The organism is Marinococcus sp. LNSP9103-4, assembly GCF_056034345.1.
The window spans coordinates 49,106-73,466 of sequence record NZ_JBQLIA010000014.1 but is presented as its reverse complement, the minus strand read 5'-3'; the positions used below and the strand labels follow the sequence as shown (position 1 = coordinate 73,466).

General features: G+C 48.3%; 20 protein-coding genes. 16 read left to right on the top strand and 4 right to left on the bottom strand.

Going from position 1 to position 24,361, the window contains the following annotated elements; all coding sequences use genetic code 11:
- Window positions 1-97: 97 nt before the first annotated feature.
- Window positions 98-925, top strand: a complete 828-nt coding sequence (locus ACTRXG_RS10840) for a dihydrodipicolinate synthase family protein (protein ID WP_474284935.1) — start codon at window positions 98-100, stop codon at window positions 923-925.
- Between the two features lie 90 nt (window positions 926-1,015).
- On the opposite strand, the gene gabR is transcribed toward ACTRXG_RS10840, so the two are convergent.
- Window positions 1,016-2,431, bottom strand: coding sequence for a MocR-like transcriptional regulator GabR (gene gabR, locus ACTRXG_RS10835; protein WP_474284934.1), 1,416 nt, complete (start codon window positions 2,429-2,431; stop codon window positions 1,016-1,018).
- A 112-nt stretch (window positions 2,432-2,543) separates the two neighbouring features.
- Here gabR and gabT point away from each other — a divergent pair, with 112 nt between their 5' ends.
- From gabT to ACTRXG_RS10805, 6 genes are read left to right on the top strand one after another with little or no spacing between them, the layout of a single operon-like run.
- Complete coding sequence (gabT, locus tag ACTRXG_RS10830) at window positions 2,544-3,851, top strand: 4-aminobutyrate--2-oxoglutarate transaminase (protein WP_474284933.1); 1,308 nt, start codon at window positions 2,544-2,546, stop codon at window positions 3,849-3,851.
- A gap of 20 nt (window positions 3,852-3,871) precedes the next feature.
- Window positions 3,872-5,266, top strand: a complete 1,395-nt coding sequence (locus tag ACTRXG_RS10825) for an NAD-dependent succinate-semialdehyde dehydrogenase (protein WP_474284932.1) — start codon at window positions 3,872-3,874, stop codon at window positions 5,264-5,266.
- A gap of 31 nt (window positions 5,267-5,297) precedes the next feature.
- Window positions 5,298-5,477 carry a hypothetical protein gene (locus ACTRXG_RS10820; protein ID WP_474284931.1) on the top strand — a complete coding sequence of 60 codons (180 nt, stop codon included), beginning with the start codon at window positions 5,298-5,300 and terminating at the stop codon, window positions 5,475-5,477.
- 14 nt (window positions 5,478-5,491) lie between these two features.
- A complete protein-coding gene (locus ACTRXG_RS10815) occupies window positions 5,492-7,084 on the top strand; it encodes a sodium:solute symporter family protein (RefSeq protein ID WP_474284930.1) in 1,593 nt (530 codons plus the stop codon).
- Between the two features lie 21 nt (window positions 7,085-7,105).
- A complete protein-coding gene (locus ACTRXG_RS10810) occupies window positions 7,106-8,332 on the top strand; it encodes an allantoate amidohydrolase (RefSeq protein WP_474284929.1) in 1,227 nt (408 codons plus the stop codon).
- A 15-nt stretch (window positions 8,333-8,347) separates the two neighbouring features.
- Window positions 8,348-9,616 carry an ArgE/DapE family deacylase gene (locus tag ACTRXG_RS10805; RefSeq protein ID WP_474284928.1) on the top strand — a complete coding sequence of 423 codons (1,269 nt, stop codon included), beginning with the start codon at window positions 8,348-8,350 and terminating at the stop codon, window positions 9,614-9,616.
- A gap of 145 nt (window positions 9,617-9,761) precedes the next feature.
- Here the strand turns inward: ACTRXG_RS10805 and ACTRXG_RS10800 are convergent, their stop codons facing one another.
- Complete coding sequence (locus tag ACTRXG_RS10800) at window positions 9,762-10,535, bottom strand: MBL fold metallo-hydrolase (RefSeq protein WP_474284927.1); 774 nt, start codon at window positions 10,533-10,535, stop codon at window positions 9,762-9,764.
- Window positions 10,536-10,668: 133 nt separating this feature from the next.
- Between ACTRXG_RS10800 and ACTRXG_RS10795 the strand changes: the two genes are divergently transcribed.
- The 4 genes from ACTRXG_RS10795 to ACTRXG_RS10780 all read left to right on the top strand — a co-directional run bounded on the left by ACTRXG_RS10795 (window position 10,669) and on the right by ACTRXG_RS10780 (window position 15,785).
- Complete coding sequence (locus ACTRXG_RS10795; protein ID WP_474284926.1) at window positions 10,669-11,076, top strand: Lrp/AsnC family transcriptional regulator; 408 nt, start codon at window positions 10,669-10,671, stop codon at window positions 11,074-11,076.
- A 181-nt stretch (window positions 11,077-11,257) separates the two neighbouring features.
- The gene (locus tag ACTRXG_RS10790; RefSeq protein ID WP_474284925.1) at window positions 11,258-12,328 is read left to right on the top strand and encodes a methyltransferase domain-containing protein; all 1,071 of its coding nucleotides are present in this window, start codon (window positions 11,258-11,260) and stop codon (window positions 12,326-12,328) included.
- A gap of 181 nt (window positions 12,329-12,509) precedes the next feature.
- Window positions 12,510-13,283, top strand: coding sequence for an SDR family NAD(P)-dependent oxidoreductase (locus ACTRXG_RS10785; RefSeq protein ID WP_474284924.1), 774 nt, complete (start codon window positions 12,510-12,512; stop codon window positions 13,281-13,283).
- A 150-nt stretch (window positions 13,284-13,433) separates the two neighbouring features.
- Window positions 13,434-15,785 carry a glycoside hydrolase family 31 protein gene (locus ACTRXG_RS10780; RefSeq protein ID WP_474284923.1) on the top strand — a complete coding sequence of 784 codons (2,352 nt, stop codon included), beginning with the start codon at window positions 13,434-13,436 and terminating at the stop codon, window positions 15,783-15,785.
- Window positions 15,786-16,299: 514 nt separating this feature from the next.
- Here the strand turns inward: ACTRXG_RS10780 and ACTRXG_RS10775 are convergent.
- On the bottom strand, window positions 16,300-16,716 hold the full coding sequence (locus ACTRXG_RS10775; RefSeq protein WP_474284922.1) for a hypothetical protein: 417 nt from the start codon (window positions 16,714-16,716) through the stop codon (window positions 16,300-16,302).
- Between the two features lie 508 nt (window positions 16,717-17,224).
- Here ACTRXG_RS10775 and ACTRXG_RS10770 point away from each other — a divergent pair.
- From ACTRXG_RS10770 to ACTRXG_RS10760, 3 genes are all read left to right on the top strand, one after another.
- Complete coding sequence (locus ACTRXG_RS10770; RefSeq protein ID WP_474284921.1) at window positions 17,225-18,253, top strand: LytTR family transcriptional regulator DNA-binding domain-containing protein; 1,029 nt, start codon at window positions 17,225-17,227, stop codon at window positions 18,251-18,253.
- A 124-nt stretch (window positions 18,254-18,377) separates the two neighbouring features.
- Window positions 18,378-19,226: an ABC transporter ATP-binding protein gene (locus ACTRXG_RS10765; protein WP_474284920.1), complete on the top strand. Its 849-nt coding sequence runs from the start codon at window positions 18,378-18,380 to the stop codon at window positions 19,224-19,226.
- A 2-nt stretch (window positions 19,227-19,228) separates the two neighbouring features.
- Window positions 19,229-19,936, top strand: coding sequence for an ABC transporter permease (locus ACTRXG_RS10760; protein WP_474284919.1), 708 nt, complete (start codon window positions 19,229-19,231; stop codon window positions 19,934-19,936).
- 94 nt (window positions 19,937-20,030) lie between these two features.
- On the opposite strand, the gene mqo is transcribed toward ACTRXG_RS10760, so the two are convergent.
- Window positions 20,031-21,527 carry a malate dehydrogenase (quinone) gene (mqo, locus tag ACTRXG_RS10755; RefSeq protein ID WP_474284918.1) on the bottom strand — a complete coding sequence of 499 codons (1,497 nt, stop codon included), beginning with the start codon at window positions 21,525-21,527 and terminating at the stop codon, window positions 20,031-20,033.
- A gap of 252 nt (window positions 21,528-21,779) precedes the next feature.
- On the opposite strand from mqo, the gene ACTRXG_RS10750 reads away from it, so the two are divergent.
- Window positions 21,780-23,000: an MFS transporter gene (locus ACTRXG_RS10750; protein WP_474284917.1), complete on the top strand. Its 1,221-nt coding sequence runs from the start codon at window positions 21,780-21,782 to the stop codon at window positions 22,998-23,000.
- Between the two features lie 233 nt (window positions 23,001-23,233).
- A complete protein-coding gene (locus tag ACTRXG_RS10745) occupies window positions 23,234-24,064 on the top strand; it encodes an STAS domain-containing protein (RefSeq protein WP_474284916.1) in 831 nt (276 codons plus the stop codon).
- The last annotated feature ends 297 nt before the right edge of the window (window positions 24,065-24,361 follow it).

The following is a 24,361-nucleotide window of genomic DNA, read 5'->3' as shown; positions in this document are numbered from 1 at the left end:
TTTGGTCGGAAATTCATCTTGAGTGTATCACGAGTGATTTTTTTCGTTGTCTAGCTTAATTTTACAATCGGCGTTATTAAAAAAGGGAGAGAATGAAATGCTGACAGAAAAATTTCATGTTGCTGTGCCCACCGCTTTTCATGAAGATGAATCCTTAAATATTCAAGGAACAATAAGCCACATAAAAGACTTGCATGACCAAGGAGTGAAATCCGTTCTTGTCTCAGGAACTACTGGAGAACAGCACAGCCTGAGCCTCCAGGAAAAGTTTGAACTGGTACGTGCTTTGGAACTTGAAGAAGAGTTGCTCAGGAAGATGGAGGTTATCTTCGGTGTGGCTTCAACCAGACAAAAAGAAGCAGAAAAGCTGGCGGAAAAGATAGGTCTTACAGAGTTATCGGGCATTATGCTTGGGTACCCTCCTTACGTGATGCCGACGCAGGAAGAAGCAATCATTTATACAAAAAGGCTCATCCATCTGAGTAAAAAACCTGCGATTCTATATAATAATCCAAACAGAACGGGATTTGATTTGTCAGAAAATAGTATTATTCAATTAAGCAAGGCCGATCTAATAGTAGGTATAAAGGAAGCCGGAAATAAAGAAAAAGTTGGACGGTTAAAAAAAGAACTACAACGAAAAGATTTTTACTTTTATGCAGGAGGAGAAGTGGATTTAGAAGACAAATTAAGATTAGGATACGATCGTCTTTCTTCCATTGCCGGGAACGTCAGGCCTGGAGAAATTAAGCATTGGTTTGAAAAAATGCTTACAAAACAAACTGTAAGTAAACAAGAAGAGGAAGCGATAGAAAAAATTATGAACCAGGTTTATCAAGGGCATGCAGTGGTGAACCTGAAGAAAATTATAAATCGCAAGGGCCTTTCTGTTGGTGTTTGCAGAAGCCCTATCGGAAATAGTTAAAACGAGACGATGGAGAGGTATTTATTGTGATTCTCAATACAATACCTGTAATCTTTCCAAATATTTTGCTCATGGAGGTATCTCCCCAGTTTATAAAAAAATTGATGCTAGACGCTGAACCGCCTTTCGCATGTAATCATCCTCTAAGTTAGCGAATCCGATAATGAGTTTTTTCTGGTTATTGAGAAGCAGTTCATCCTCCGAAAGGATAAAACGGCGAAGCGTATATAATTCTAGCTTTTTTTCTTTTGCCCGCTCTTCGATCTCCTGATAGGAGAGGCCGGTCTTAATGTCCATAAGAAAATGAAGGCCGGCTGGAATATCATAAATGGCTATCTTTCCTTTAAATGTTTGCTGCAGCTCTCGAACAAGGAGTGCCCGTTTTGTTTTATAATAAGTATTCATTCGTTTAACATGTTTCCCGTATTCTCTTTCATCAATAAAATACTTTAGAGTCCACAGGCTGAGGGCAGAAGGACCGTCGATCCAATCACTGTACGCCTTGCGGTAATCCTTCAGTAATTCTGGCGGAAGAACTATATAACTGATCCTCAGACTTGGCAGAAGGGTTTTGGAAAATGTACCGGTATAAACAACCTGGCGGTTCCGGTCCAGACTCTGAAGGGAAGGAATGTGATCTGTCTCGTATTTGAATTCACTATCATAATCATCTTCTATAATGTAACGGCCCGGGGAGGCGGCTGCCCAATTCAACAGTTCGATTCTTCGGTTGATGGGCATAATCGTTCCAGTAGGGAATTGATGGGAAGGGGTAACGAAAGTCCACTGGGCTCCGCTTTTTTCGAGGCTGCGAATAGAAAGGCCGTGTTCATCAACGTTTACAGGTGTTACTGGAAATCCCATATTATTTAACAAGTGATAAAAACGCTGATAGCCGGGGTTTTCTACCGCTATAGGCGTATTTGTTGGCTGCAGAGACATAAGCTTATGAATCAGCGGCTGTGTGCCTGAGCCAATAATGATTTGCTCCGGGCGGCAGCGCACCCCGCGTGTGAGAGCGATCAGGGTGGCAATTGATTCACGGACTTCATAAGGGCCCTGGAAGTCCGGAAGAAGAGAGAGCTGCTGCCGGTGGTCTTCCACAACCTTTTGCTGGTATTTTCTCCACTTTTTGAACGGGAAATGGTTCGCGTCTGTTGTGATGTGCGAAAAAGTAAATTCCGGTGTAAAGCTTTCGTGATTATTTTTTTCTTTAAGCTCTTCCGGAAATGGATCCGCTTCTTCTCCTTTTTTTATATAACGTCCGATATCCTCTACGATATACCCCTTTCGTTCTATGCTGTATATGTACCCTTCCGCTAACAACTGTTCGTAGGCATGCGCCACCGAATTTACGCTTACTTCGAGATCCTGCGCAAGTTTTCGTTTAGAAGGCAGTTTTTCATGCTTCGAAAGCGCGTCTTCAAGGATAAGGAGTTTAAGACGGGTGTAGATTTGTTTGTAGACAGCAGAATAACCGCTCCCTTTATTGATTTGGAAAAACAAATAAGACCCCTCCTGAAGTTTATCTGGTCCCATATTTTTTTAAAAAACTGGTTCTTTTAATTGTATCAGAAAATTATCATAATTATTTATAAATTCAAAGGAGGGTGTTTTAATGAATGATAAAGCGATTACAAAAGATGATTTACAGAGAAAAAGAAAAAAATATATACCTAAAGGAATAGGAAATGGAAACGTCAATATAGCCGACTATGCAAAAGGGGCAGAACTTGTAGACAATGAAGGCCGAAAATGGATTGATTTTGCCGGAGCGATCGGAACATTAAATGTCGGTCACAGCCATCCTAAGGTTACAGAAGCCATTAAAAATCAGGTTGATCGTTATATACACCCGGGATTTAATGTCATTATGTATGACAGTTACATCAACCTGGCGGAAAAATTATGCAAAATAACGCCTGGTTCTTTCGATAAAATGGCAATGCTTTTTAACTCCGGAGCAGAAGCCGTAGAGAACGCGGTGAAAGTAGCAAGGAAATATACAAAGCGTCAGGCCGTTGTTTCCTTTGAACGTGGCTTCCATGGACGGACAAATTTGACTATGGGAATGACAAGCAAAGTGAAGCCATATAAATTTAACTTTGGCCCTTTCACTCCGGAAGTGTACCAGGCCCCTATGCCGTACATGTCGGATAAGCCGGCACAAATGACGGATGAGGAGTACATCGATTTCAGCATCACCCGGTTCAAAGAATTTTTTGTCACTACAATCGATCCGGAAATGGTGGCGTGTATAATTATGGAACCGGTACAGGGCGAAGGCGGATTTTTGATTCCACCCAAACGCTTTGTCTCAGAAGTGCGTCAATTCTGTGATACGCATGGGATTGTCTTCATTGCCGATGAAATTCAAACCGGTTTCTGCCGAACAGGAAGACTTTTTGCGAGCGAACATTTCGATATTGAACCAGACGTTATGACGTTGTCGAAATCTTTGGCAGCTGGAATGCCACTTAGTGCAGTGGTAGGGAAAGCTGAAATTATGGATGTATCGTCTCCGGGAGAGCTTGGAGGCACATTTGCAGGGAATCCGGTGGCATGTGAAGCAGCCCTGGCAGTAATCGATATTTTAGAAGAAGAAAACCTAAATGAAAGAGCTGAATATATCGGAGCCGTGCTGGAGGATAAATTAAAAGATTTAAAAGACCGTCACAGCTTCCTCGGGGATATCCGCCGGCTTGGGGCGATGGTCGCCGTAGAAATCGTTGATGCAGAAGGCCGACCAGATAAAGCAAGAACAGGGGCGATCACCTCCTATGCGAATAACAACGGATTGCTGCTGCTCTCTGCAGGTATAAAAGGAAATGTGATACGGTTTCTTACCCCGCTTGTGATTACAGACGAAGAATTAAAAGAGGGTATGGCTATTCTTAACCAGGCGTTTGACGCAGCGGCAAAATAATATAAAAAGGGGTAAAACGTATGGGTGAGACTATCAAAGTGAAGAATCCGGCTACCGGAGAAGTGGTGGAGGAAGTCACCGTTACACCGGGAAACGATATAGAAAATATCCTCAAAAAGGGAGACGAAACGTTTAAAACCTGGTCAAAAAAGAATGCCCACGATCGTTCTGCGCTATTGAAAGAATGGGCGGAAAAGGTTCGAAACCATGCAGAGGAGCTTGCGGAAGTAATGACGCTGGAAAGCGGCAAACCATTAAAAGAATCCCTCGGAGAAGTTACCTACGCGGTAAGCTATATTGAGTGGTATGCAGAGGAAGCAAAACGGGTTTACGGCCGAACGGTACCTTCTCATACAGAAACGAAAAGACTCGTGGTGACAAAAGAACCTATTGGGCTTGTGGCTGCGATCACTCCATGGAACTTTCCGGCAGCAATGATGACCAGAAAAGCTGCCCCGGCGCTCGCGGCAGGCTGCACGTTTGTAGTAAAGCCGTCTGAAGAAACACCGCTCACTACAATTAAACTGGTGGAGCTGGCGCATAAAGCGGGAATTCCAGAGGGAGCAGTGCAGTACGTGAATGGCTACGGCGAAAACGTGGGCCCTGTATTCACCAACAGCGGTCTCGTTCGCAAAATTACCTTTACCGGTTCAACGCCGGTAGGCAAACTTTTGATGAAGAATAGTGCGGACACAATGAAACATATTTCCATGGAACTCGGCGGTCATGCTCCGCTGATAGTAGCAAAGGATGCCGATATTGAGTTCGCGGTGGAGCAGACACTTGCTTCAAAGTTTCGCAATGCTGGTCAAACGTGTATCTGCGCGAACCGCGTGCTTGTTCATGAGGCAGTGGCCCCTGAATTTAAGGAACAGCTGGTTTCCCGGGTGAAGCAATTGAAGGTTGGGAACGGCCTTGATAGAAATACAGACATTGGCCCCGTAATTAATGAGGAAGGCTATAAGAAAATCCGCAGCCAGATCGAAGATGCTCTTAAGAAAGGGGCACATCTTCTATACGGTCATCAATATGACAAAAACGACGAAAAAGGTTATTATTTTGTCCAACCAACCATTCTTGAAAACGTGGAAGAAAAGATGAATATTATGCAGGAAGAAACGTTTGGCCCCGTGATTCCAGTAACTACCTTCCGCGAAAATACGGAAGCGGTGGGCATTGCTAATAACACCCCATTCGGTTTGGCCGCTTATTTTTTCACCAATGATTACCGTACCGGTATCTATTTTCACGAGCATCTGAAGTTTGGAATTCTCGGCTGGAACGACGGCGCACCATCTGCTGCTCATGTACCGTTCGGAGGTATGAAAGAAAGCGGTATGGGACGCGAAGGCGGATCTGAAGGTATAGAACCTTACGTCGAAACGAAATATCTATCTATCGGAGGCCTTCAATAGGTGTGGTAGTCTTTTATAAGGAGGTGGAATAATGAATGTTGAAGTCTTGATATTATTTATAAATGCCACGCTGGTAACGGTGGTTTCTTCAATTGTTGTAATTGCCATTTTAAGAAAGCAGTATCTTCCTGTCATCAGAGATATGGAAAAGAAAGAAGAGGAAGAAACAACAGCTGAAGCTGAAAAGAAAGAAAATAACAACAATTACTAGCAGGAGGATTACAGATGGCAGTAACTATATTTGTATTGGTGTTATTACTTTACGTGGTCGTTGGAGCACTGATTTCCCGTCGCGTTAAAAACAGCGATGATTTTTACACGATGGGGGGTAGAGGATCAACGGTATTAATTGTTGGCACTCTGGCCGCCACGTATCTTAGTGCTGCGACCCTGTTGGGAATAGCTGGGCAATCGTATGCAGAAGGGCCGCTGGTTATTGCGGCACTCGGATCTTTTGGCGCCTGGATCGGCACCTTGCTGGCCGTTGTCTATGTTGGAAGAAAGATGAAGGCTTTAAAATGTAAGACGATGCCAGACTTTTTTGATAAACGGTTCAACAGCAAGTGGGTTAGTGTTATTGCTATTATTATTATGATCGTTGGTCTAATTGGGTACGGAGTAATCCAGTTCATCGGGGCAGGCCTGGTGCTCAGTGAGATTACCGGCATCAACTTCCAAGTACTTATCATGCTTTTCACAGTGGCATTGATCGCTTTCACCGCCTTTGGAGGCATGTACGGGGTGGTAGTGACTGATACGCTCATGTTTTTCACGATGCTTGCCATCTCTGTCATTATTGCCCCATTAATTATCGGTCAGGCCGGGTTTGAGCAGATGAGAGGTCTGGCGGAAACCTTGCCGAACTACTGGACGATCGGTGGTACAGAAGAACGGTCTATAGGGTGGTCTATTTCACAGTTCCTTGTCTGGATTCTATTTTTTACATGCATGCCAGCGCTGGTGTCCCGGGTATTTCCGGCGAAAAATGATTTTGTTATTTTGAAAGCTGCTATCATTGGAGTGTTTTTTGCCCCTTTCATGCAGCTGACGGTCTTTATTGCAGCTGGCGGTATGCAAGTGCTTGAACCAAACATCACTCCTACAGACAACGCGATGATCGTCGGGTTCATGGAGTATACTCCGCCGGCAATTGCCGGAATAGGGCTCGCGGCTCTCATGGCTTCCATTATGTCCACAGCGTCCACGCTGTTTGTGCTGGTAGGTTTTGCTTTATCCAGAGATTTGTATGAAAGACTCTTTGAGAAAAAACTTAATGAAAAGCAGAGTCTTAATGCGGCGAGAATCGGCCAGCTTATTGTAGCAGTGGTCATTTGTGCCATTGCTATTGCACAGCCATCTGCTATTTACTGGATTTCTATCTATGCTGGTTCCATTTTTGCGGTTGGCTGGCTGCCAACTATAGTAGCTTCCTTCGAATGGAAAAAAATGAACAGTAAGGCTGCTTCTATTAGTATGGTCTCGGGGACAGCATCGTTTATCGTATTTGGGGAACTTATAAGGGCGGGGGTAATGATCCTGCCGACTGGAATAGATGAACTGATGCTGGCACTTGTAGTCTCGATTATTTCCCTTATTATCACAGCTCTTTTAACGAAGCCGAATACGCATGAATTGAATTATTATACGGAAATGAAAAATACAAGCATGGCCAAACAAACAATTCAGGAGCTGTTGGAACAGCAGGGCGGCCTCCAAAAAATTAAAAAGCAGTATAAACAAGTGATCCAGATTTCGATTCTGTTTACGGTAATATCTGTTGTAGTATGGGGATATTTCTTCATCAAACTCGGTTTATAGAACTCAAGAGGTGATAATGAGATGGAGACGTTGAATAAGATTAATGAAGAAAGATTATTCCGAATGCTGGCCAAAAGTTCAGAAACAGGAGCGATACCGGGAAATGGACTGCGGCGACTGGCACTTTCCGATGAAGATCAAAAAATGAGAAACATATTCAAAACTTGGTGCGAAGAAGCCGGACTCAAAGTAAAAATTGACGACTTTGGAAATATGTATGGACGAAGAGAAGGAAAGAAGGAGCTCCCTCCGGTCGTACTCGGCTCTCATTTGGATTCCCAGCCCGAGGGAGGACGGTTTGATGGCGTTCTTGGAGTTCTGCTTGCCCTGGAAGTAATCCATTCTTTAAATGATAATGGGGTAGACACAGAGAGACCAATCGAAATAGTCAATTTTACTAACGAAGAAGGGGCCAGGTTTGAGCCTCCCATGCTTGGGTCCGGCGGAATAGCAGGTGTATTTGACCAGGATTACGTCCACAGCCGGCAGGATCGTGACGGCTTCAGCTTTTTGGATGAACTAAAGAGGATCGGCTATCACGGGACAAAGGAGCACAGGCTAAAGGAATTTCACTCTTTTGTGGAACTTCATATTGAACAGGGGCCGATTCTTGAAGACGAAAACAAACAGATTGGAATCGTAGAAGGCGTACAGGGAATTAGTTGGCTGGAAGCGGCTCTTTCCGGAGAAGCGGACCACGCAGGACCCACGCCAATGCATTTACGAAAAGATGCGCTGATGGCCGCTGCCGAAATTATGACCCGCCTGGAGGCGAAAGCCGTTCAAGCAGGGGTAACAGTCACAGTGGGAAAAATTTCTGTCTCGCCGGACACGGTCAATTGTATTCCGGGTACAGCTGTTTTCACAATTGATATCCGGAGTGCTGACGATCAGAAGCGAAGCGAAGCAGTGCAGGAAGCAAAAAGCTGCATTCGTGAAGTTTGCCAAAAAAGAAGCGTGGAAGTAGATATAAAGGAAATGTGGGACACGGGTAAAACTGATTTTGATAAACACATCACCAATATCATTGAAAAAAGCGCAGAAAATCTCCATTATTCCTCAAAAAGAATGCTGAGCGGCGCAGGTCATGATGCCAAATATGTAAACCATCTCGGGCCGACAGCTATGATTTTTCTTCCGAGTGTTAATGGCAAGAGCCACGTGCCGTCGGAATTGACAGAGGATGACGATATTGTGAAGGGCGCTAATGTGTTGTATCATACGGCTCTTGAATTAGCCAGTGAGTAGAGGGGTGAATAAGAGATGAGTATTAATAGAGAACTGATCGAAGAAAAACTAGAAGAATTATGGGATGAAGAAAAACTATTTTTGCAGACTATCGGAAGTTTTCCCAGCACATTGGGAAATGAAAAAGAAGTACAGGCCTTCATCTATAATTATTTGCAGGAGATGGGGCTGGAAACAGAAGCGGTGAAAGTCGAGCCGGAGCGGCTGAGAAAGTATGAAAATTTTGGAGAGCCGGAATGGACATACGAAAACCGGCCGGTAGTCGCGGGAGTATGGAAAAGTCCAGGGCCGAAAAAAGGAAAAAGCCTAATACTGCAAAGCCATTTGGATGTGGTCAGTGCCGGGCCGGAAGACCAGTGGGACAATGATCCTTATTCGCCTGTTATAAAAGGAAACAGTATGTATGGCAGAGGCCTGCTTGATATGAAAGGAGGCTTTACGGCGATCGTATTCGCGGTGAAAGCATTGCGTAAGGCGGGAGTGGAGCTCGGATCAGATCTGCAGATCCATAGCGTCATTGAAGAGGAATGTACAGGGAACGGAGCGCTCGCCTTATTAGATAAAGGCTATACTGCGGATGGGGCCTTAATACCGGAACCTACCCATTTACGGCTCATTAATTCACAGCTGGGCGTATTATGGCTGCGAGTAACGGTGAAAGGCGCCGGCGCTCATGTAGAGCGTGCAGAAAGTGCACAAAATGCGATCATGAAGGCGTCCAGGCTCATGGAATCACTTATGGAATACCGCGAGCACATTAATAGTCGTCCCAAGCACCCGGACTTTGAAAATCACCCTCACCCGCTTAATGTAAATGTCGGTGCAGTCAAGGGTGGTGATTGGGCTTCCAGCGTGCCAACGGAATGCACGTTTGAAGCGAGAGTGGGATTTTATCCAGGTACTGCACCGGAAACGGTACAAAAAGAGGTGGAGCAGTGGCTATTGGATGCAGCCAATGAAGATGAATGGTTAAAAACAACACCTCCGGAAATTACGTTTTTCGGTTTTGCTGCTCCAGGCTATTCCATTTCAAAAGACGAAGAGATCATGCAAGAGATGGCAGCTTCCCATGCCTCTGTCACCAACGAAAAAGCAGAGCATCTCCCTTTTACGGCGACGACGGATTTGCGGGCTTTTGGGGAATTTAACATTCCCGCTACTTGCTACGGGCCGGTTGGTGGCGATATGCACGCCCCGAATGAGTACATCGACCTCGACAGTTTAAAGACCGTGACACACACGATAGCTGATTTTATTACAAGATGGTGTGAAGAAAATAAGTAGGTACGGAATGCTTATCTTTTTCCAGCCTGAAAATAGTACTGAACAAAAAAACCAATCAGAAGCCCCAGCATAATTGTGATATGCTCAGGGCTTCTGATTTTTTATATAGTAGAGTAGGTTTAAAATTGTTATTTATGCATATACTTTAAAAACGATAAGCTTCCCCGTCGTCGGGTACGAATATATTCGAGGAGATGCCTTTTTCTTCGGAGAATTTCTTTAATTCTTCCTTCGATAACGTCCAGTGGTTCACCGCTTCCAGGTGAACGGCAACAATCTTCGCGTTGGGAGCGGCCTGCTGCAATTCGTACACGTCTTCCTTGCCCATGACGAGCGAACCGCCCTCGGCGAACTGGTTATCTCCGGCGTTGACTACGATAATATCCGGCTGATGAAGGTTGACCGCTTCCTGGACGCCCTCGTACCAGACGGTGTCACCGGCCACATACAACGTTTGCTCCGATTCGTGGCTGAACACGACGCCGCATACCGGACCGGTCATTTCAAGGATATCGCCGCGGCCATGCTCGCCCTTCGTTTTGCTTAAGCTGATCCCTTCGAAGACGGTGTCTTCGTGCAGCACCTCGACGTTCTGAAAGCTGTCGTTTCGAATGGATTCCGCCTCATCGGTATTCTGGGTAAACAAAGGAATGTCCTTAGGAAGCGCTTCCTTCGCGGCCTCGTCCCAGTGGTCCTGGTGCGTGTGCGTGACGATCACGGCATCAATGCCTCCGGTGATTTCCTGCAACGAAACCGGCAGCCCGGCGACCGGGTTGTTCTGGTTGCCGTCCGGGGCCTGGGGCGCAGGGTTCGGCAGTGGCGGATACGCGCCTTTTTCACCTAAATACGGGTCGATTAAAAACTTCTTGCCGGCGTATTCGACAATGAGCGTAGCGTTTCGGATCTGCTGGATGTTCATCTGGCAAAACTCCTTTTATTTTTCAAAATAGAAGACTGTCCTGTATATTGTAAACGAGCACAGTTGGCAAAGGACACATCATAATGAAAGTCTTTCGGGTGTTATGCTTTGTTTATGAAAGGAGTTACTGTACATGATCGATAATACCGATAGAGCCATACTGAGGGAACTCAAAGAGAACAGCCAGATAACCATGAAAGAACTCGGAGAAAAAATTCACCTTACAGGGCCGGCTGCCTCCGCCAGAGTAGCAAAACTGGAGGAAAAAGGCATTATTAAAGGCTACAGTATTAACGTCAATCAGGCAAAACTGGGATATGCGGTGCATGCTTTTATCACGGTAATGACGCAAACGCTTCATCATCAGCCGGTGCTGTCGTTTATCCGCTCGCAGGAACCGTACATAATAAACAATTATAAAGTTAGCGGGGAAGGGTGCTACCTGCTGGAGGGTCAGTTCCCTTCCAACGTCGAACTGGACAATTTTCTGACCGGCTTAAATGAGTATGCCAATTATAAACTGTCGATTGTGATTAAATAGTGTTCTTTCTCGGCAGCGTACGCCGGGGCTTTACCGCCTGATTTATTTCATCATGGAGTTGAGTTTTCCGGGATAAAAAGACAGTTCCAATTACCTATCATTACCTGAAAAATCTGATTGTAATTCAGAAGAGGCAGGCATACACTAAAAGTATCAAATACGACTTAAGGAAGAGCGGACAATGGCTACGGCCATAGATCAACAAAAGTCGGACGCTTTTGCAGACGAGTACGCGCACATGATGAATGGCGGAGCGATGATGGTGTTAGCCTCGGTCGGGCACCGGACGGGGTTATTCGACGTGCTGGCGGACAGGCCTGCTGCTACAAGTGAGGCGATTGCGCAGGCGGCGGGACTGAATGAAAGGTATGTAAGGGAATGGCTGAATGGTATGGTAACGGGCCGGTGGATCGAGTACGACCCCGCGGCGAAAACGTACAGACTCCCTGAGGAGCATGCAGCCTGGCTGACCCGCAAAGCAGCACCAAACAACCTGGCCGTGTTTGCCCAGTATATTCCCTTAGTGGGCACGGTGGAGGACGATATTGTTGCTTCTTTTCACGAAGGAGGAGGCGTGCCTTACTCGAAATTTCCGCGCTTCCACGAAATTATGGCGGAAGAAAGTGGCGAGACGGTGGTCAGCGCGCTGTTTGATACGATTCTGCCGCTCGTCCCCGGACTCGAGGAGCGGCTGACTGCCGGTATTCACGTTCTCGATCTGGGATGCGGAAGCGGCAGGGCGCTGCAGCTGATGGCCAAAACCTTTCCCGCCAGTACGTTTACGGGCATCGATCTTTCCGGAGATGCAATTGGGTTCGCACGGGCGGCTGCCGAACGGCAGGGCCTGACGAATCTAGAGTTTCAAGTCCGCGACGCCGCCCAGTGGGAAGAAACAGATGCCTATGATTTTATTACCACATTCGATGCGGTCCATGACCAGGCCCGTCCTGACGTGGTCATGGTGAACATCCACCGGGCCCTGAAGCCGGACGGAGTTTATCTGATGCAGGACATTGCCGGTTCAAGCTTTGTGGAAAAAAATGTTGAGCATCCCTTTGGGCCGTTTTTGTATATGCTATCCACCATGCATTGCATGACCGTCTCCCTCGCCCAGGAGGGAATGGGGCTCGGCACCATGTGGGGAATGGAGCTGGCCGAAAGCATGCTGAAGGAGTGCGGATTTGCCTCTGTGGAAAATCATCAGCTGCCTCATGATCTCCAAAATGTTTTCTACGTCATCAGAAAACAGTAGCTCCTTACCGGAGCCCGGGGATATAATTTTTACCAAATAGACTCAGTCTCTATGTCTGCGCGAGGCATAGAGGCTTTTTTGCATCCTCCAGGATGCAAAAAAGCCCAGGCATGTTTTTATATTTAAAAGGTTGGGAATTTAAGCATGACCGCATGTATGCGAACCATTAGGAGGTATAAAGGTGAAGATTTTGATAACAGGAGCGACGGACGGCATCGGCATGGAGACAGCGAAAAGGCTGACTAAAGAAGGCCACGAGGTGCTGCTGCACGGGCGCAGTGGGGAAAAGCTTGCAGACGTGGCTAAAGAGATTGGAAACAAAAACGCTGAGCAGTATGTGGCCGATTTGTCCAAAATGGCGAATGTGAGAAGCTTCGCCGAGGCGGTTAAGGAAAAGCACGGGCATCTGGACGTGCTCATCAATAACGCGGGTGTGTACACAGCTTCGAGTGAGAAAACCGGAGACGGGCTCGACATCCGGTTTGCGGTGAATACGATGGCTCCGTATATCCTGACCAGCGAGCTGCTGCCACTCATGGATGAGTCGGGCCGCATTGTGAACTTATCCTCGGCGGCGCAGAAGCCGGTGGATTCAAAGGCGCTTTCGGGTGAGGCGAATCTTCAGGACGGAGAGGCATATGCCCAGAGCAAGCTCGCGCTCACGATGTGGACCGTAGAGATGGCGCACCGTATCGATCCGGTCATCGTAGCAGTGAATCCGGGGTCCCTCCTAGGAAGTAAAATGGTAAAGACCGCGTTCGGCGTCGAAGGTAACGATATTGCTATCGGGGCGAATATTCTGTATCAGGCGGCTCTGTCGGATACGTTTGCCGACGCGTCCGGAAAGTATTTTGATAACGACAGCGGCGACTTCGGCGATCCTCATCCGGACGCCCTGGACCAGAAGAAGCGCACCGCGCTGATCAAGCAGATGGATGACATTATCGGAAAGTAAAAAGCATAGCCAAATAAAAGCAGGACTCCAGCGGACGGGGTTCTGCTTTTTTGTGTGGCCGCTCAAACTTGCTAATCCCGGGGTAACGCCGTAATATGAAGTAAATCAATTCGCAGGATTAAAGATAAGCCAAAGAGGAGCATATCCGTGATGATAAAAGACCAGGTTATTTTATCAGAGCAAAAAAGTAATGTTTTAATCTTTGAAAATGCGCTGCAGCACATGTATTTATGCGTCTACGTCCTCGAGGAATCCCTGTTCCGCGTGACGCTGACCAGAGAAAATCCGCACGTGAATATTCATACGTGGGCGGTAGCCCCCGGGGATATCGAAGTGCCGTTTGAAGGAATTGACCGGAATAAAATCGCCAGCCTTTTTACCCTGCCGGACTTTGACCTAACAGCCTATCCCGGGGAATACGAAATCGAAACCGCTTCGCTGAAGCTGAAAATAAATACGGCAAGGCTTCACTGCCGCTGGTATATGAAAACAGGTGCCGGAGAGGAAGACGTGCTGATTGCCGAAGACCGTGACACGCAGGCGTACGCCTTTCAAATTGCCGAAGCTGCGCCGACTGCGCACTATTTGAAACGAAGCGACAGCGACCGATACTTTGGCTTCGGTGAAAAATCGGGTGAGGTGAATAAGCACGGAGAGCGCTTCCGGATGCTCAATATCGATGCCATGGGCTACGATGCCTCCGGAACGGACCCCTTGTACAAGCATATCCCGTACTACATCACGCATTCGCCGGAAACGGGGGTGGCCTACGGGTTGTACTACGATGATTACAATGAATGCCTGTTTGATATGGGGCGGGAGAAAAACCATTACCATGGCCGGTACAGATATTTTGAATCGCGGTCCGAATACCTGGACTACTATTTTATTCTCGGTCCGGCGGTGGCCGATGTGACGCGGCGGTTTTCATGGATGACCGGACGGCCGGCGCTCATGCCAAAGTGGAGCATCGGCTATTCGGGGTCGGCGATGACCTACACCGAGGCAAAAAATTCGCAGGAGCTGCTGATGAACTTCGTGGAGGACTGCAAAAAGCACCGCATTGACTGCCGGTCCTTTCATCTGTCGTCCGGCTATACCTCGATCGGCTCCAGGCGGCACGTGTTCAACTGGAACTATGACAAGTTTCCGGATCCGAAGCAGTTCACCGATGATTTTCATGCAAACGGTATCCACGTAATTGCCAACGTCAAACCGACGCTGCTGAGTGATCATCCCCAGTTCCAGGAGGTGCTCGACAACGATTATATTGTGCTGAACAAATATGATGATCCGCTGTTTGAACAGTTCTGGGACGGGCTCGGCGTGCACCTGGACTTTACGAACGAACGCACCATCACGTGGTGGAAGGAGCACGTGAAGCATCAACTGCTGGCAAAGGGGATTGACGCCATCTGGAACGACAACAATGAGTTTGAGGTGTGGGATCCGGAGGCGGACATCCATCTTTTCGGTCTTGGCGCGAAATTCCAGCCGTACCGGGCGATTTTTCCGATGCTGATGGCGAAAAGCTCACTTGAGGCCCAGATAGAGTATAACGATGAGCTCCGTCCGTACGTGCTCAGCCGCTCCGGAAGCGCCGGGCTCGGACGCTACGCCCAGACGTGGACCGGGGACAATTATTCAAGCTGGAGGACGCTGAAATACAACATCAACATGTCGGTCGGGCTGAGCCTGTCGGGCGTATACAACTTCGGCCATGACACCGGAGGCTTTGCCGGCAATGCCCCGGGGCCGGAGCTGTTTCTGCGCTGGGTGCAGAGTAGCGTGTATTACCCGCGGTTTACGATTCACTCGTGGAACGACGACGGAACGGTAAACGAGCCGTGGATGTATCCGCAGATTATCGACCGGGTGGCCGAAGCGATGCGCTGGCATGATCGTCTGGCCGGCTATATATTTTCGCTGCTGTATCACTCGGCTGCAACCTATGAACCCGTGGTCAAGCCGACATTTTTCGACTTTGCGGACGATGACCATACGTACGCCGAAAACGACGAATTCATGCTTGGCGAAGAGCTTCTCGTCTGCACGATGGTACGCCCGGAGGAACGGGAGCGCACGGTGTACCTTCCGGAGCATGCATCCGGCTGGTACGACATGTATACCGGGCGCTGGTACGAGGGAGGCTGGGTGGTAACGGTGCCGGCTCCACTTGCCTACACGCCGGTCATGGTGAAGGGCGGTAGCCTGATTCCGGTCGAAGAGAACGAAAAGCACGTGATGGCCCTGTACGTGTATCCCGGGGAAAACGGGGTGGAAACATCGTTCACGTATTATGACGACGACAACAGGAGGAAAAATGCGGAGCATCTGCTGATTACGTGGACCATGGTACCCGGCGAAAACGACATCAGCCTAACCGTAAAGAAGGAAGGGACGTATGATAATGGCTTTACTTCGATGCACGTACGGACGCCCATCGGAGACAGCCGACCGGTGACGATCAATGGCGTGCGCAGAACCTCCTTCACCTGGTAATGGCGGAGTGAACCAACTAATCCCCTGACAGCAGGCGCTGTCAGGGGGTTTTGGTATGAAGCCGTTTTGTATTTGGAGGCTTGCGGGCAAAGCAGTCTCCGAATTTAAAGGAATAAAATACTTGCCAGAAAAATGTTTTCGGTCATTCATAAAGAAAATAGGTTCTGGCTCCAAGCGTCAGAGTGCTTTGACTACCGGGAATATAAAAACGATTGTGGAGGTACGAATTTGACGCGCCCTGCCGGTGCCATACGGACACAATGGTGCCGGTTGTAGTTTTCTGAGCTAAACAATGAAGGGTTGTGCCTTCTGTTTCCGCAAAAGTCTGAATGCTCCTGGATTGTCTATTAATATAAACGACCTTCATAGCAACACTCCTTTTGGTACAAAAGCTTGTGAAAATAAGTTTTTGAAGGATACATGGAGAAATGTAAGGTTCGTTGTTTTACTGGTATGAAAAGAATTAAGTGGAGATGTTTTGTGGATTTTGATTAACGGCCCGGCTGGCCGCTCTTTACTTCGATACGGTGTTTGACATACGGGCCCGATCGCAAATCTGATGATACTTCCGGAACAAGTAATAGGTCCAATTCGCCACAGACATCGCTGTCTGGTAGTCCCCAGGCACAGTAGTAATGGAAGAGGCCCCGTAGAAAAATCGTTTAATTTGTTTATCAGCATGAAGAGTGGGAGCGTCAAGGGCGATGTGGGCAGCATGATTCAGGGCGGAAGGGAGAGGGTCTTCAGTAAAAAGCGTAAAGTCCTGCCATTCACGAGGGTGAAAATAATACATATAAAAAGGAAGAATTACTGCCGTCTCCCTACTTCGGTGGGCAAGTCTGGTGAACGCTTCCGGGTTTTGCGGAATGCGCCCGTCGGCTGCTTGAAACATCTCTTCAAAAACAACATGCTTCATTTCGTCATTCATCATTAGTCTCCTTTGCACGTTCGAATATTAGCAGTAAAGAGAAATTTCCACTTTGGCTAAACGTCGATACAGGCAGAAGCACAAAAAAAGTATTTTTTGTGTTCGAATCGTGATAATGGAAGCGGGTCTTATATCCCTTATATATCCAATTATACGTATAAAGTAAGTGATTACATGAATACAAAGTCTCTTTAGAACAATTCACGACTAAATATGCACATCAAAGAAATATTAAAATTTTAATCCTTTAAAGTATTCAGGTGAATAAAGGGGAACCAAGAAGGCTGAAGGAAAAAGTTGGTAGTTGAAAAGTTAGGCTGGCTAAAGGTGATTTAATTTAGTGTAATTATCCTTCGCCTGCATGAAACATTTTTTTGTTTTTTTAATATTTCCGGGGTAATAAAAAACGGGTGTCTGAAAAGCAATACGTATCACCTCTACCATTATCAGGGTAATTTTATGTATACTAAACAAAAAGAGTTGGCGGAAAAATTCGAAAGGAGAACGTGAATTGGCTACACTATCACTTCAGCAATGGGAAAAACAAAACGAAGGAATCACGCTATTTCCCGCTTTTACCATGGAGGTGACCGAGCCATCGGTGCTTGCGGTCTATACACATACCCACATCCGGGAGGTGCTGCTTCAGGCATTTCTTGGCAAATCTGTTCTTTCAGAAGGGGCGACGATCGTAAACGGCGATCCGCTTAAAAAACGCCGGTCGTTTACCCGGGAGGTTGGCGTGTGCCGGCTGGAGGACGGATTGTACGAGCGTATCCGGGTCCGGGACCAGATTCGTTTGTTTCAGCAGCTGTACGCTTCCTCCTGGTCGGTAAATGAAATGCTTTCAATAGTGAAGCTGCAGGAACGGGCACATTTAGCAGTAAAACAGCTGACATATTCGGAAAAGCAGCGGTTAAAGCTGGTGCGCCTGTGCGCCCAGCGCGCGCCTCTCTGTGTGTTCGAAGAGCCGGATCAGAACGTTGACCTGGAAACCAGGCGCATTATCGCCCGTTTGTTTCAACGCCTGCAGGAAGAAGGAAGCACGGTGCTCGTGCTGACGGGAAATATGGAAAGTGCGGTTCTGTTGGCAGAGAATGTTTACCGCCTTGAATCCTCCGGGCTGCATTTGGTGGAGACGCAGACGGAAAACGAGGAAGAGGAAGCACCTGCAGCCGTGGAGGATAAAGAGCCGGGGCTGCCGTTTGATAAAATACCAAGCCGTGTAAATGAGAAATTAATTTTGTTTCATCCCACCGAGATCGACTTTATAGAAAGCGTGCAGGGCGAGGTGCATCTTCATGTCCAGGGAGAAACCTTCCCGGCGGTTTTTACACTCGCCGAGCTGGAGGAACGGCTGCAGCCATTCGGCTTTTTTCGCTGCCACCGGTCGTATATTGTAAATCTGCAGAATGTGCGCGAAATTATGACCTGGACCCGCAACAGCTATACGCTTGTGTTAAATGATGCTTCCCAGGCGGAAATTCCGCTGTCCAAAACGAAAATGGCCGCATTGAAGGCGATGCTCGGCATCAAATAAGTGTTCCACTGAGAGCAGAATATGTATCATTGGGGCCCTGATATGCTCCATTGACCCGGAATATAATGCGCCAGACCGCGTTTCTTCGTATGCTGAAAGCAATCACATAAGAGGAGGCGCAATAATGGAACCGATTCTTCACCTTCAAGGTGTATCCAAGATGTACGGCAACCAGGTAGCCGTCAACGACCTGGATATCGACGTGCAGCCGGGGGAAATTTTCGGCTTTTTAGGCCCGAGCGGCTCTGGAAAAACAACCACTATTAAAATGATTACCAATCAGCTTGAGGCAACCGATGGCGAGGTGCGCGTCTTCGGCCGGTCTCTGCCGGTGCGGGCAACAAGCGACTTTTACCGGCGGTTTGGCGTGCTGACGGATAACAGCGGCCTGTATCAGCGGCTGAGCATCGAGGAAAATCTCGCGCTTTATGCCAAACTGTACGACGTGCCCAGGCAGCGCATTCAGGATGTGCTGGAGCTTGTGAACCTGCAGGAGGCACGCCGCAGGTCTGTGGCCAAGTTGTCCAAAGGCATGAGGCAGCGCACGGTTCTCGCCCGGACGCTGCTTCATGAACCGGAGCTGCTTGTGCTCGACGAGCCGACGTCTGCCCTTGATCCGGGCAACATGCAGCATATTCACCAGGGCTTGCGGGCATTAAACGAACGGGGAACAACGATTTTTCTTTCGACCCATGATATGCAGGAGGCGGAGACGCTCTGCGACCGGGTAGCCTTTATCCATGACGGGCGTCTGCAGCAGGTTGATACCCCCAAAAATCTGCGGCGGCGGTATTCCGAAGGCATGATCCAGGTAGAGCTGACGAACGGGGATGTGCATACGCTCGCGAATACCCCGGCGTATGCCAAACAGCTGTATGAATATATGGCTGACGAACGGGTGGCCGCGATCCATTCCCAGGAACCGACACTGGGAGACATTTTCGTCCGTTTAACGGGAAGGGAGCTGGTGTAACGATGATGGCCGTACAGCGTATGTATGCGATTTTTATGAAGGATGTTAAAGATTTATCGAAAAACCTGTTTGTGACGACGACTGTGATAACACCGGTTATCCTGGCTCTGTTTTACGGGCAGCAGGACCAGCTGCCGATAGAAATTCATTACTTAACGTTCAACATCGCGCTGGTGCTTGTGGCGACATTTGTCCAGGCCGCGCTGATTGCCGAGGAAAAAGAAAAGCATACCCTGCGGGGGCTGATGCTGTCTCCGGCATCTCCGTGGGAAATTCTGGCCGGCAAAAATGTGTTAACCTTTCTATTCACAGCATTGACGCTATTCGTATGTATTCTCCTCGCCGGCTACGAGCCGGCTCACGCAGGCATTGTCGGAACGGGGATGGTGCTGTCGATCGGTTTTTACCTGGCGCTCGGTACGCTGCTGGGTCTTTTAGCGACGTCGGTCGTACAGGCGTCTGTCGCTCTGCTGCCGATTATGTTTGTTTTCGGATTTTCGCAGATTATCGAAGAAATGGCCAACCGCTACCAGGCAGCAGGGGTGCTTGAATACCTGCCGAACGTTCAGCTAGTGGAGATCGCCCGCCAGGTAGAGCAGGGAGCGGCGTGGGTCGACGTGACGGCTCCGCTCTTATGGATTGTCGGCTGGATGGCCGTCATGTGGGGCGTCGTTTTCATCACCTACCAGCGGCGTCAGCTGGAGGATTAGGGAAACGCTTTTTTAGATGAAAGGAAAGGAAGCACCGGGCGCCGTTTGGCACGTGGATGCTTCCTTTCTGGATTCTATACGGATGAAGAGCTTTTTATGCTTTAGATGCCGCCAGTCCAAGGGTGCGCGACGTGGAATCGTGCACCATGTCCAGCAGCTCGGGGTTATCCTCAAGGGATTTGCCGTAGGACGGAATGATTTCCTTCAGCTTCGGCTCCCACGCTTCCAGGTGCTCGGGAAAGCATTTGTTCAGAACCTCGAGCATAATTGACACCGACACGGAAGCGCCCGGGGATTCACCGAGCAAAGCGGCCATCGACTGGTCGCTCGCATGAATCAGCTTGGTGCCAAACTGCAGGGCGCCGCGGCCGCCTTCTTTTGTATCCTCGATTAATTGCACGCGCTGGCCGGCGACGAGCAGCTCCCAGTCCTCGCTGGAGGCATTCGGCACGAAGTTCCGCAGCTCCTCCATCCGGTTTTCCTTCGACATACTCAGCTGCTGGGCCAGGTATTTGAGCAGCGGTGTATTCTTCGCGCCTGCTGCAAGCATCGTCAGCACGTTCGTCGGCTTGACCGAGCCAAACAGATCCAGCGGCGATCCCTGCTTCAGGAACTTGGGCGTAAATCCGGCGAACGGACCGTATAAGAGCGTATCTTTTCCTTCAATATGGCGCCGGTCCAGGTGGGGCACCGTCATCGGCGGGGTTCCTGCCGGCTCTTTGCCGTACACCTTGGAATGATGCTCACGGACGACCTCCGGATTATCACAGACGAGGAATTCGCCGCTGATCGGAAAGCCTCCGATATGTTTGCTTTCCGGGATGCCGGTTTTCTGTAGCAGTGGCAGGGCGCCGCCGCCGGCACCGATAAAGGCGAAGGAAGCCGTATGTTCTTCCAAAGTTTCCTTTTCATGGTTCTGTACCTTTACCTCCCATGTGCCGTCGTTTCGCTGGGAAATATCATCAACGGAATGGTTGTAGCGGATCTCGATATTGTCCTGCTTCTCCAGGTTGGCGAGCATCTGGCGGGTCAGTTCCCCGAAATTGATGTCGGTGCCGTGGTCAACCTTCGTGGCCGCTATCGGCTCGTCAGCGTCGCGGCCCTCCATCATTAACGGAATCCACTGCCTGATTTGATCAGGATCGTCGGAAAACTCCATGCCCTGAAACTGGGGATGACCGTCGAGAGCCTCAAACCGTTTTTTCAGAAAGTTCACGTGATCCTCTCCGTAAACAAAGCTGATGTGGGGGAGGGGACGGATAAATTCCTCCGGGTTTTGAAGATCGCCCTGATCCACCAGATGCGCCCAGAGCTGCCTCGAAACCTGGAATTGGTTATTAATGTTGACGGCCTTGCTGATATCAATGGAGCCGTCCGGCTGCTCGGGGGTATAGTTCAGCTCACAGAGCGCCGCATGCCCGGTCCCGGCATTATTCCATTCATTCGAGCTCTCCTGGCCTGCAGAATCGAGCTTTTCGAAAAGGGTAATGCGCCACTGCGGCTCCAGCTTATTCAGGAGCGTGGCGAGCGTCGCACTCACGATGCCGGCGCCAATAAGGATCACGTCTGTCGTAGTGTTGCTGTGGTTCATAGTTTTTCCTCCTTAAAAAGTGCATGAGTGTAAGCGCTTGCGATAAGTAGTATGGTCATCTGATGACTTGGAATTTATCATAACATATTCCGAAAAGGAAGGACAGACTACCGGCAAAAAAGAAGCATTTATGTTAAATTGATTTAGCGTCGAATAGATAATAAACAAAACAGCAGTGAAGGTGTACTGGCTGGAAGATGCGGGAGTAATACATAGTATACGGAAGCAGCATAGATTTACAGGAGGGCACAGATGACTGATTCATGGACTTCGTTACTAAAAAATAAAACGTTTGTGCTCGTATGGCTGTCGGGCATGACGGTGATGCTTGGCTTTTCGATCTTCTTTCTGTCCGTTTCCTGGTTCGTCGTCGATGAAATGCAGGAGCCGGCTATTCTCGGGGTCGTGATGATGACGGTTGCCATTCCACGTGTGGCAATGATGATTTACGGCGGGGTGCTTGCGGACAAAATCCAGAAATCGCGAATTATGTTTACGACGAACGCGCTGCAGGTGGTCGTGATGATCGTGCTTGTAGTGCTCGTGCAGCAGGATGCCCTGCAGACGACCTCATTGATTATTCTGGCATTCGTCTTTGGCTTCCTCGACGCCTTCTTTTTCCCGGCGGCTTCGGCGATGATTCCGAGTATTGTGCCGGTGAAGCAATTACAGCAGGCCAATTCCTGGTACCAGGGCTCCACGGAGCTGATGTTTATTATTGGACCGGTGGGTGCGGGGCTGCTGTTAACCTTTGGAGGCTTTGCCTTTGCGTTTTCCGCAGCGGCTTGCCTGATCGCCGTATCCACTGTTCTGATTTACCCGCCGTTATTGAAAGACCCGGTCCCGGAAGCGAGAAGCGGGCGTCATACCGCCTGGATGGATCTGAAGGAAGGGCTTGCGTACGTGCTTCAATCAGGCATCCACCGGGCCGGCACGATGGTGATTATTACGATTAATTTACTGATGATCGGACCGCTGTTGATCAGCATCCCGATGCTTATCAGCGCCCTTGGAGGCGCCCCGTGGCAGCTGAGCCTGCTGGAGGGGGGATTTTCAACCGGTACCTTTTTATTGAGTGTATTACTGGTTACGTGGTCGCTGAAGCAGCGGCGGGGCCAGTGGGTGTTAATCTCCCTCGGGGTAAGCTTTATTCTCCTCCTGGTATTCAGCCAGGTGGAGGCTCTGCCTGTACTGGTTATTGTGATCACGCTGATGGGAGGGGCGGGGATGCTGGTGTACCTGCCGACGATTACGATGATCCAGGAGAAAACCGACAACAACAAACTGGGTCGGGTGATGAGCCTGGTCAACTTTGCCTCCAGTGGATTTGAGCCTATCGCCTTTGCGCTCATTTCGTTTCTGGTGGCGGCCTCCATCCCTATTCAGGCGGTGCTCCTGTACACATCCGTCACAGGAATTGTGCTGACCGGATTGCTATTATGGCTCAGCCCGGAGTTTCGTCAGACCGATTAGTGTAACCGTGGAATCAATATGCATCTGGGGACAAGCTGAATGCTTGTCTCTTTTTTTACGAGTAAGCAGAGGCTTCAAATTCTTTTCTTTTCAAATCATATTAGGCATTTCTTTTTTTGAAATAGGTATATATAATACAAATAATTCATACTTTTGTTTAAAAATAGTAAATATTTCATGCTCGTGGAATGAGTAATAAATAATGCGGGCGAAAGATCAGGGAGGAGGATACCGTGACGTATTCATTTAATGATTCAATGACGTTAAAGGATTTCTACACCCAAAATGCTCAATTATTCGAACAAATGCTGATTGAAGAAGCCGATACGGTAAAAAAAGAAGTCCGGGATATACTGCAGCGGGGCAATATTGATTTGGTGGCGAACGCCCACCAGTTTGTTTCCCTGGCGTTTGATGAAAAAGAAGAGGAGCTGAAAGCATTCGCTGAACAGGAGGGCATCGTCTGGGCGTCGCAGGATATTGAGTTATCCTTCAGGCTGGAATGGGTACATGCGCTGCGCCGGACGATCTGGCTGTTAATCGAAGCCTACCAGGCACGTGCCGGGGAAAAAAGATTCCACGGTTTTTTTCAGTGGGAACGAAAAATAAATAACCAGATCGACGCTTTTTTACATACGTTTTTGAAAAGCTATTCAAACTACAAAGAAACCCTTATACAAAATCAGGAGCAATTAGTCGACTATCTTTCGACGCCGGTCATCCCGCTCGGGCGCTCGATCTGTGTACTGCCATTAATTGGACCTATCGACAGGCGGCGCCTGGAGCTGCTGGAGGAAAATGTATTGATGAAGGTGGCGGAGCAGAAAATTCAGGTTTTAATCATTGATTTGTCTGGCGCAGAGTGGATGGAGAAAGAGGAATTAAAAGACTTTATAAGAATCGTTGAAGGGGTCTCTTTGATGGGAAGTGAAGCCGTACTCACCGGGGTGCCGAGAAAACTGGCGATGGATCCCGCTTTACTTCAGGAAACGGGTAATTCCCGAATCAGAACACTGGGCACGCTGCAAAGGGCCGTTAATGAATATTTTGTAAGGAAGGGTTAACCTGCCTTTGTTGGAAATTCTGCTTCATTACGGGAAAACGAGTTCCCCATTAGTGCTGGTTCCTGAGCAGAAAGAAAAAAGAAAACCAAACCGGCTGATCAAATAATTATGAGTTGTGGAAAGATCGGTATGTTTTACCTGTAAATTAGGCGGGTAAATATGCATTATAACGTTAAAACCATAAAAGCTTTCATAGCATTAGAAATAAATAATCGGCGGAAATGAATGGATACAAAAGCCAGTACATGAGCCAGGAAAAGGAGCGAAATCCTTTTTCTGGTTTTTTATTATCAAAAC

Bases quoted from the DNA above. Each gene is read 5' to 3' on its own strand.
- ACTRXG_RS10795 (WP_474284926.1), top strand. From the start codon at position 10,669: ATGATCGATAATACCGATAGAGCCATACTGAGGGAACTCAAAGAGAAC.
- ACTRXG_RS10780 (WP_474284923.1), top strand. From the start codon at position 13,434: ATGATAAAAGACCAGGTTATTTTATCAGAGCAAAAAAGTAATGTTTTA.
- mqo (WP_474284918.1), bottom strand. From the start codon at position 21,527: ATGAACCACAGCAACACTACGACAGACGTGATCCTTATTGGCGCCGGC.
- ACTRXG_RS10800 (WP_474284927.1), bottom strand. From the start codon at position 10,535: ATGAACATCCAGCAGATCCGAAACGCTACGCTCATTGTCGAATACGCC.
- ACTRXG_RS10775 (WP_474284922.1), bottom strand. From the start codon at position 16,716: ATGATGAATGACGAAATGAAGCATGTTGTTTTTGAAGAGATGTTTCAA.
- gabT (WP_474284933.1), top strand. From the start codon at position 2,544: ATGAATGATAAAGCGATTACAAAAGATGATTTACAGAGAAAAAGAAAA.
- ACTRXG_RS10825 (WP_474284932.1), top strand. From the start codon at position 3,872: ATGGGTGAGACTATCAAAGTGAAGAATCCGGCTACCGGAGAAGTGGTG.
- ACTRXG_RS10760 (WP_474284919.1), top strand. From the start codon at position 19,229: ATGATGGCCGTACAGCGTATGTATGCGATTTTTATGAAGGATGTTAAA.
- ACTRXG_RS10815 (WP_474284930.1), top strand. From the start codon at position 5,492: ATGGCAGTAACTATATTTGTATTGGTGTTATTACTTTACGTGGTCGTT.
- ACTRXG_RS10790 (WP_474284925.1), top strand. From the start codon at position 11,258: ATGGCTACGGCCATAGATCAACAAAAGTCGGACGCTTTTGCAGACGAG.
- ACTRXG_RS10820 (WP_474284931.1), top strand. From the start codon at position 5,298: ATGAATGTTGAAGTCTTGATATTATTTATAAATGCCACGCTGGTAACG.
- ACTRXG_RS10805 (WP_474284928.1), top strand. From the start codon at position 8,348: ATGAGTATTAATAGAGAACTGATCGAAGAAAAACTAGAAGAATTATGG.
- ACTRXG_RS10810 (WP_474284929.1), top strand. From the start codon at position 7,106: ATGGAGACGTTGAATAAGATTAATGAAGAAAGATTATTCCGAATGCTG.
- ACTRXG_RS10750 (WP_474284917.1), top strand. From the start codon at position 21,780: ATGACTGATTCATGGACTTCGTTACTAAAAAATAAAACGTTTGTGCTC.
- ACTRXG_RS10765 (WP_474284920.1), top strand. From the start codon at position 18,378: ATGGAACCGATTCTTCACCTTCAAGGTGTATCCAAGATGTACGGCAAC.
- ACTRXG_RS10840 (WP_474284935.1), top strand. From the start codon at position 98: ATGCTGACAGAAAAATTTCATGTTGCTGTGCCCACCGCTTTTCATGAA.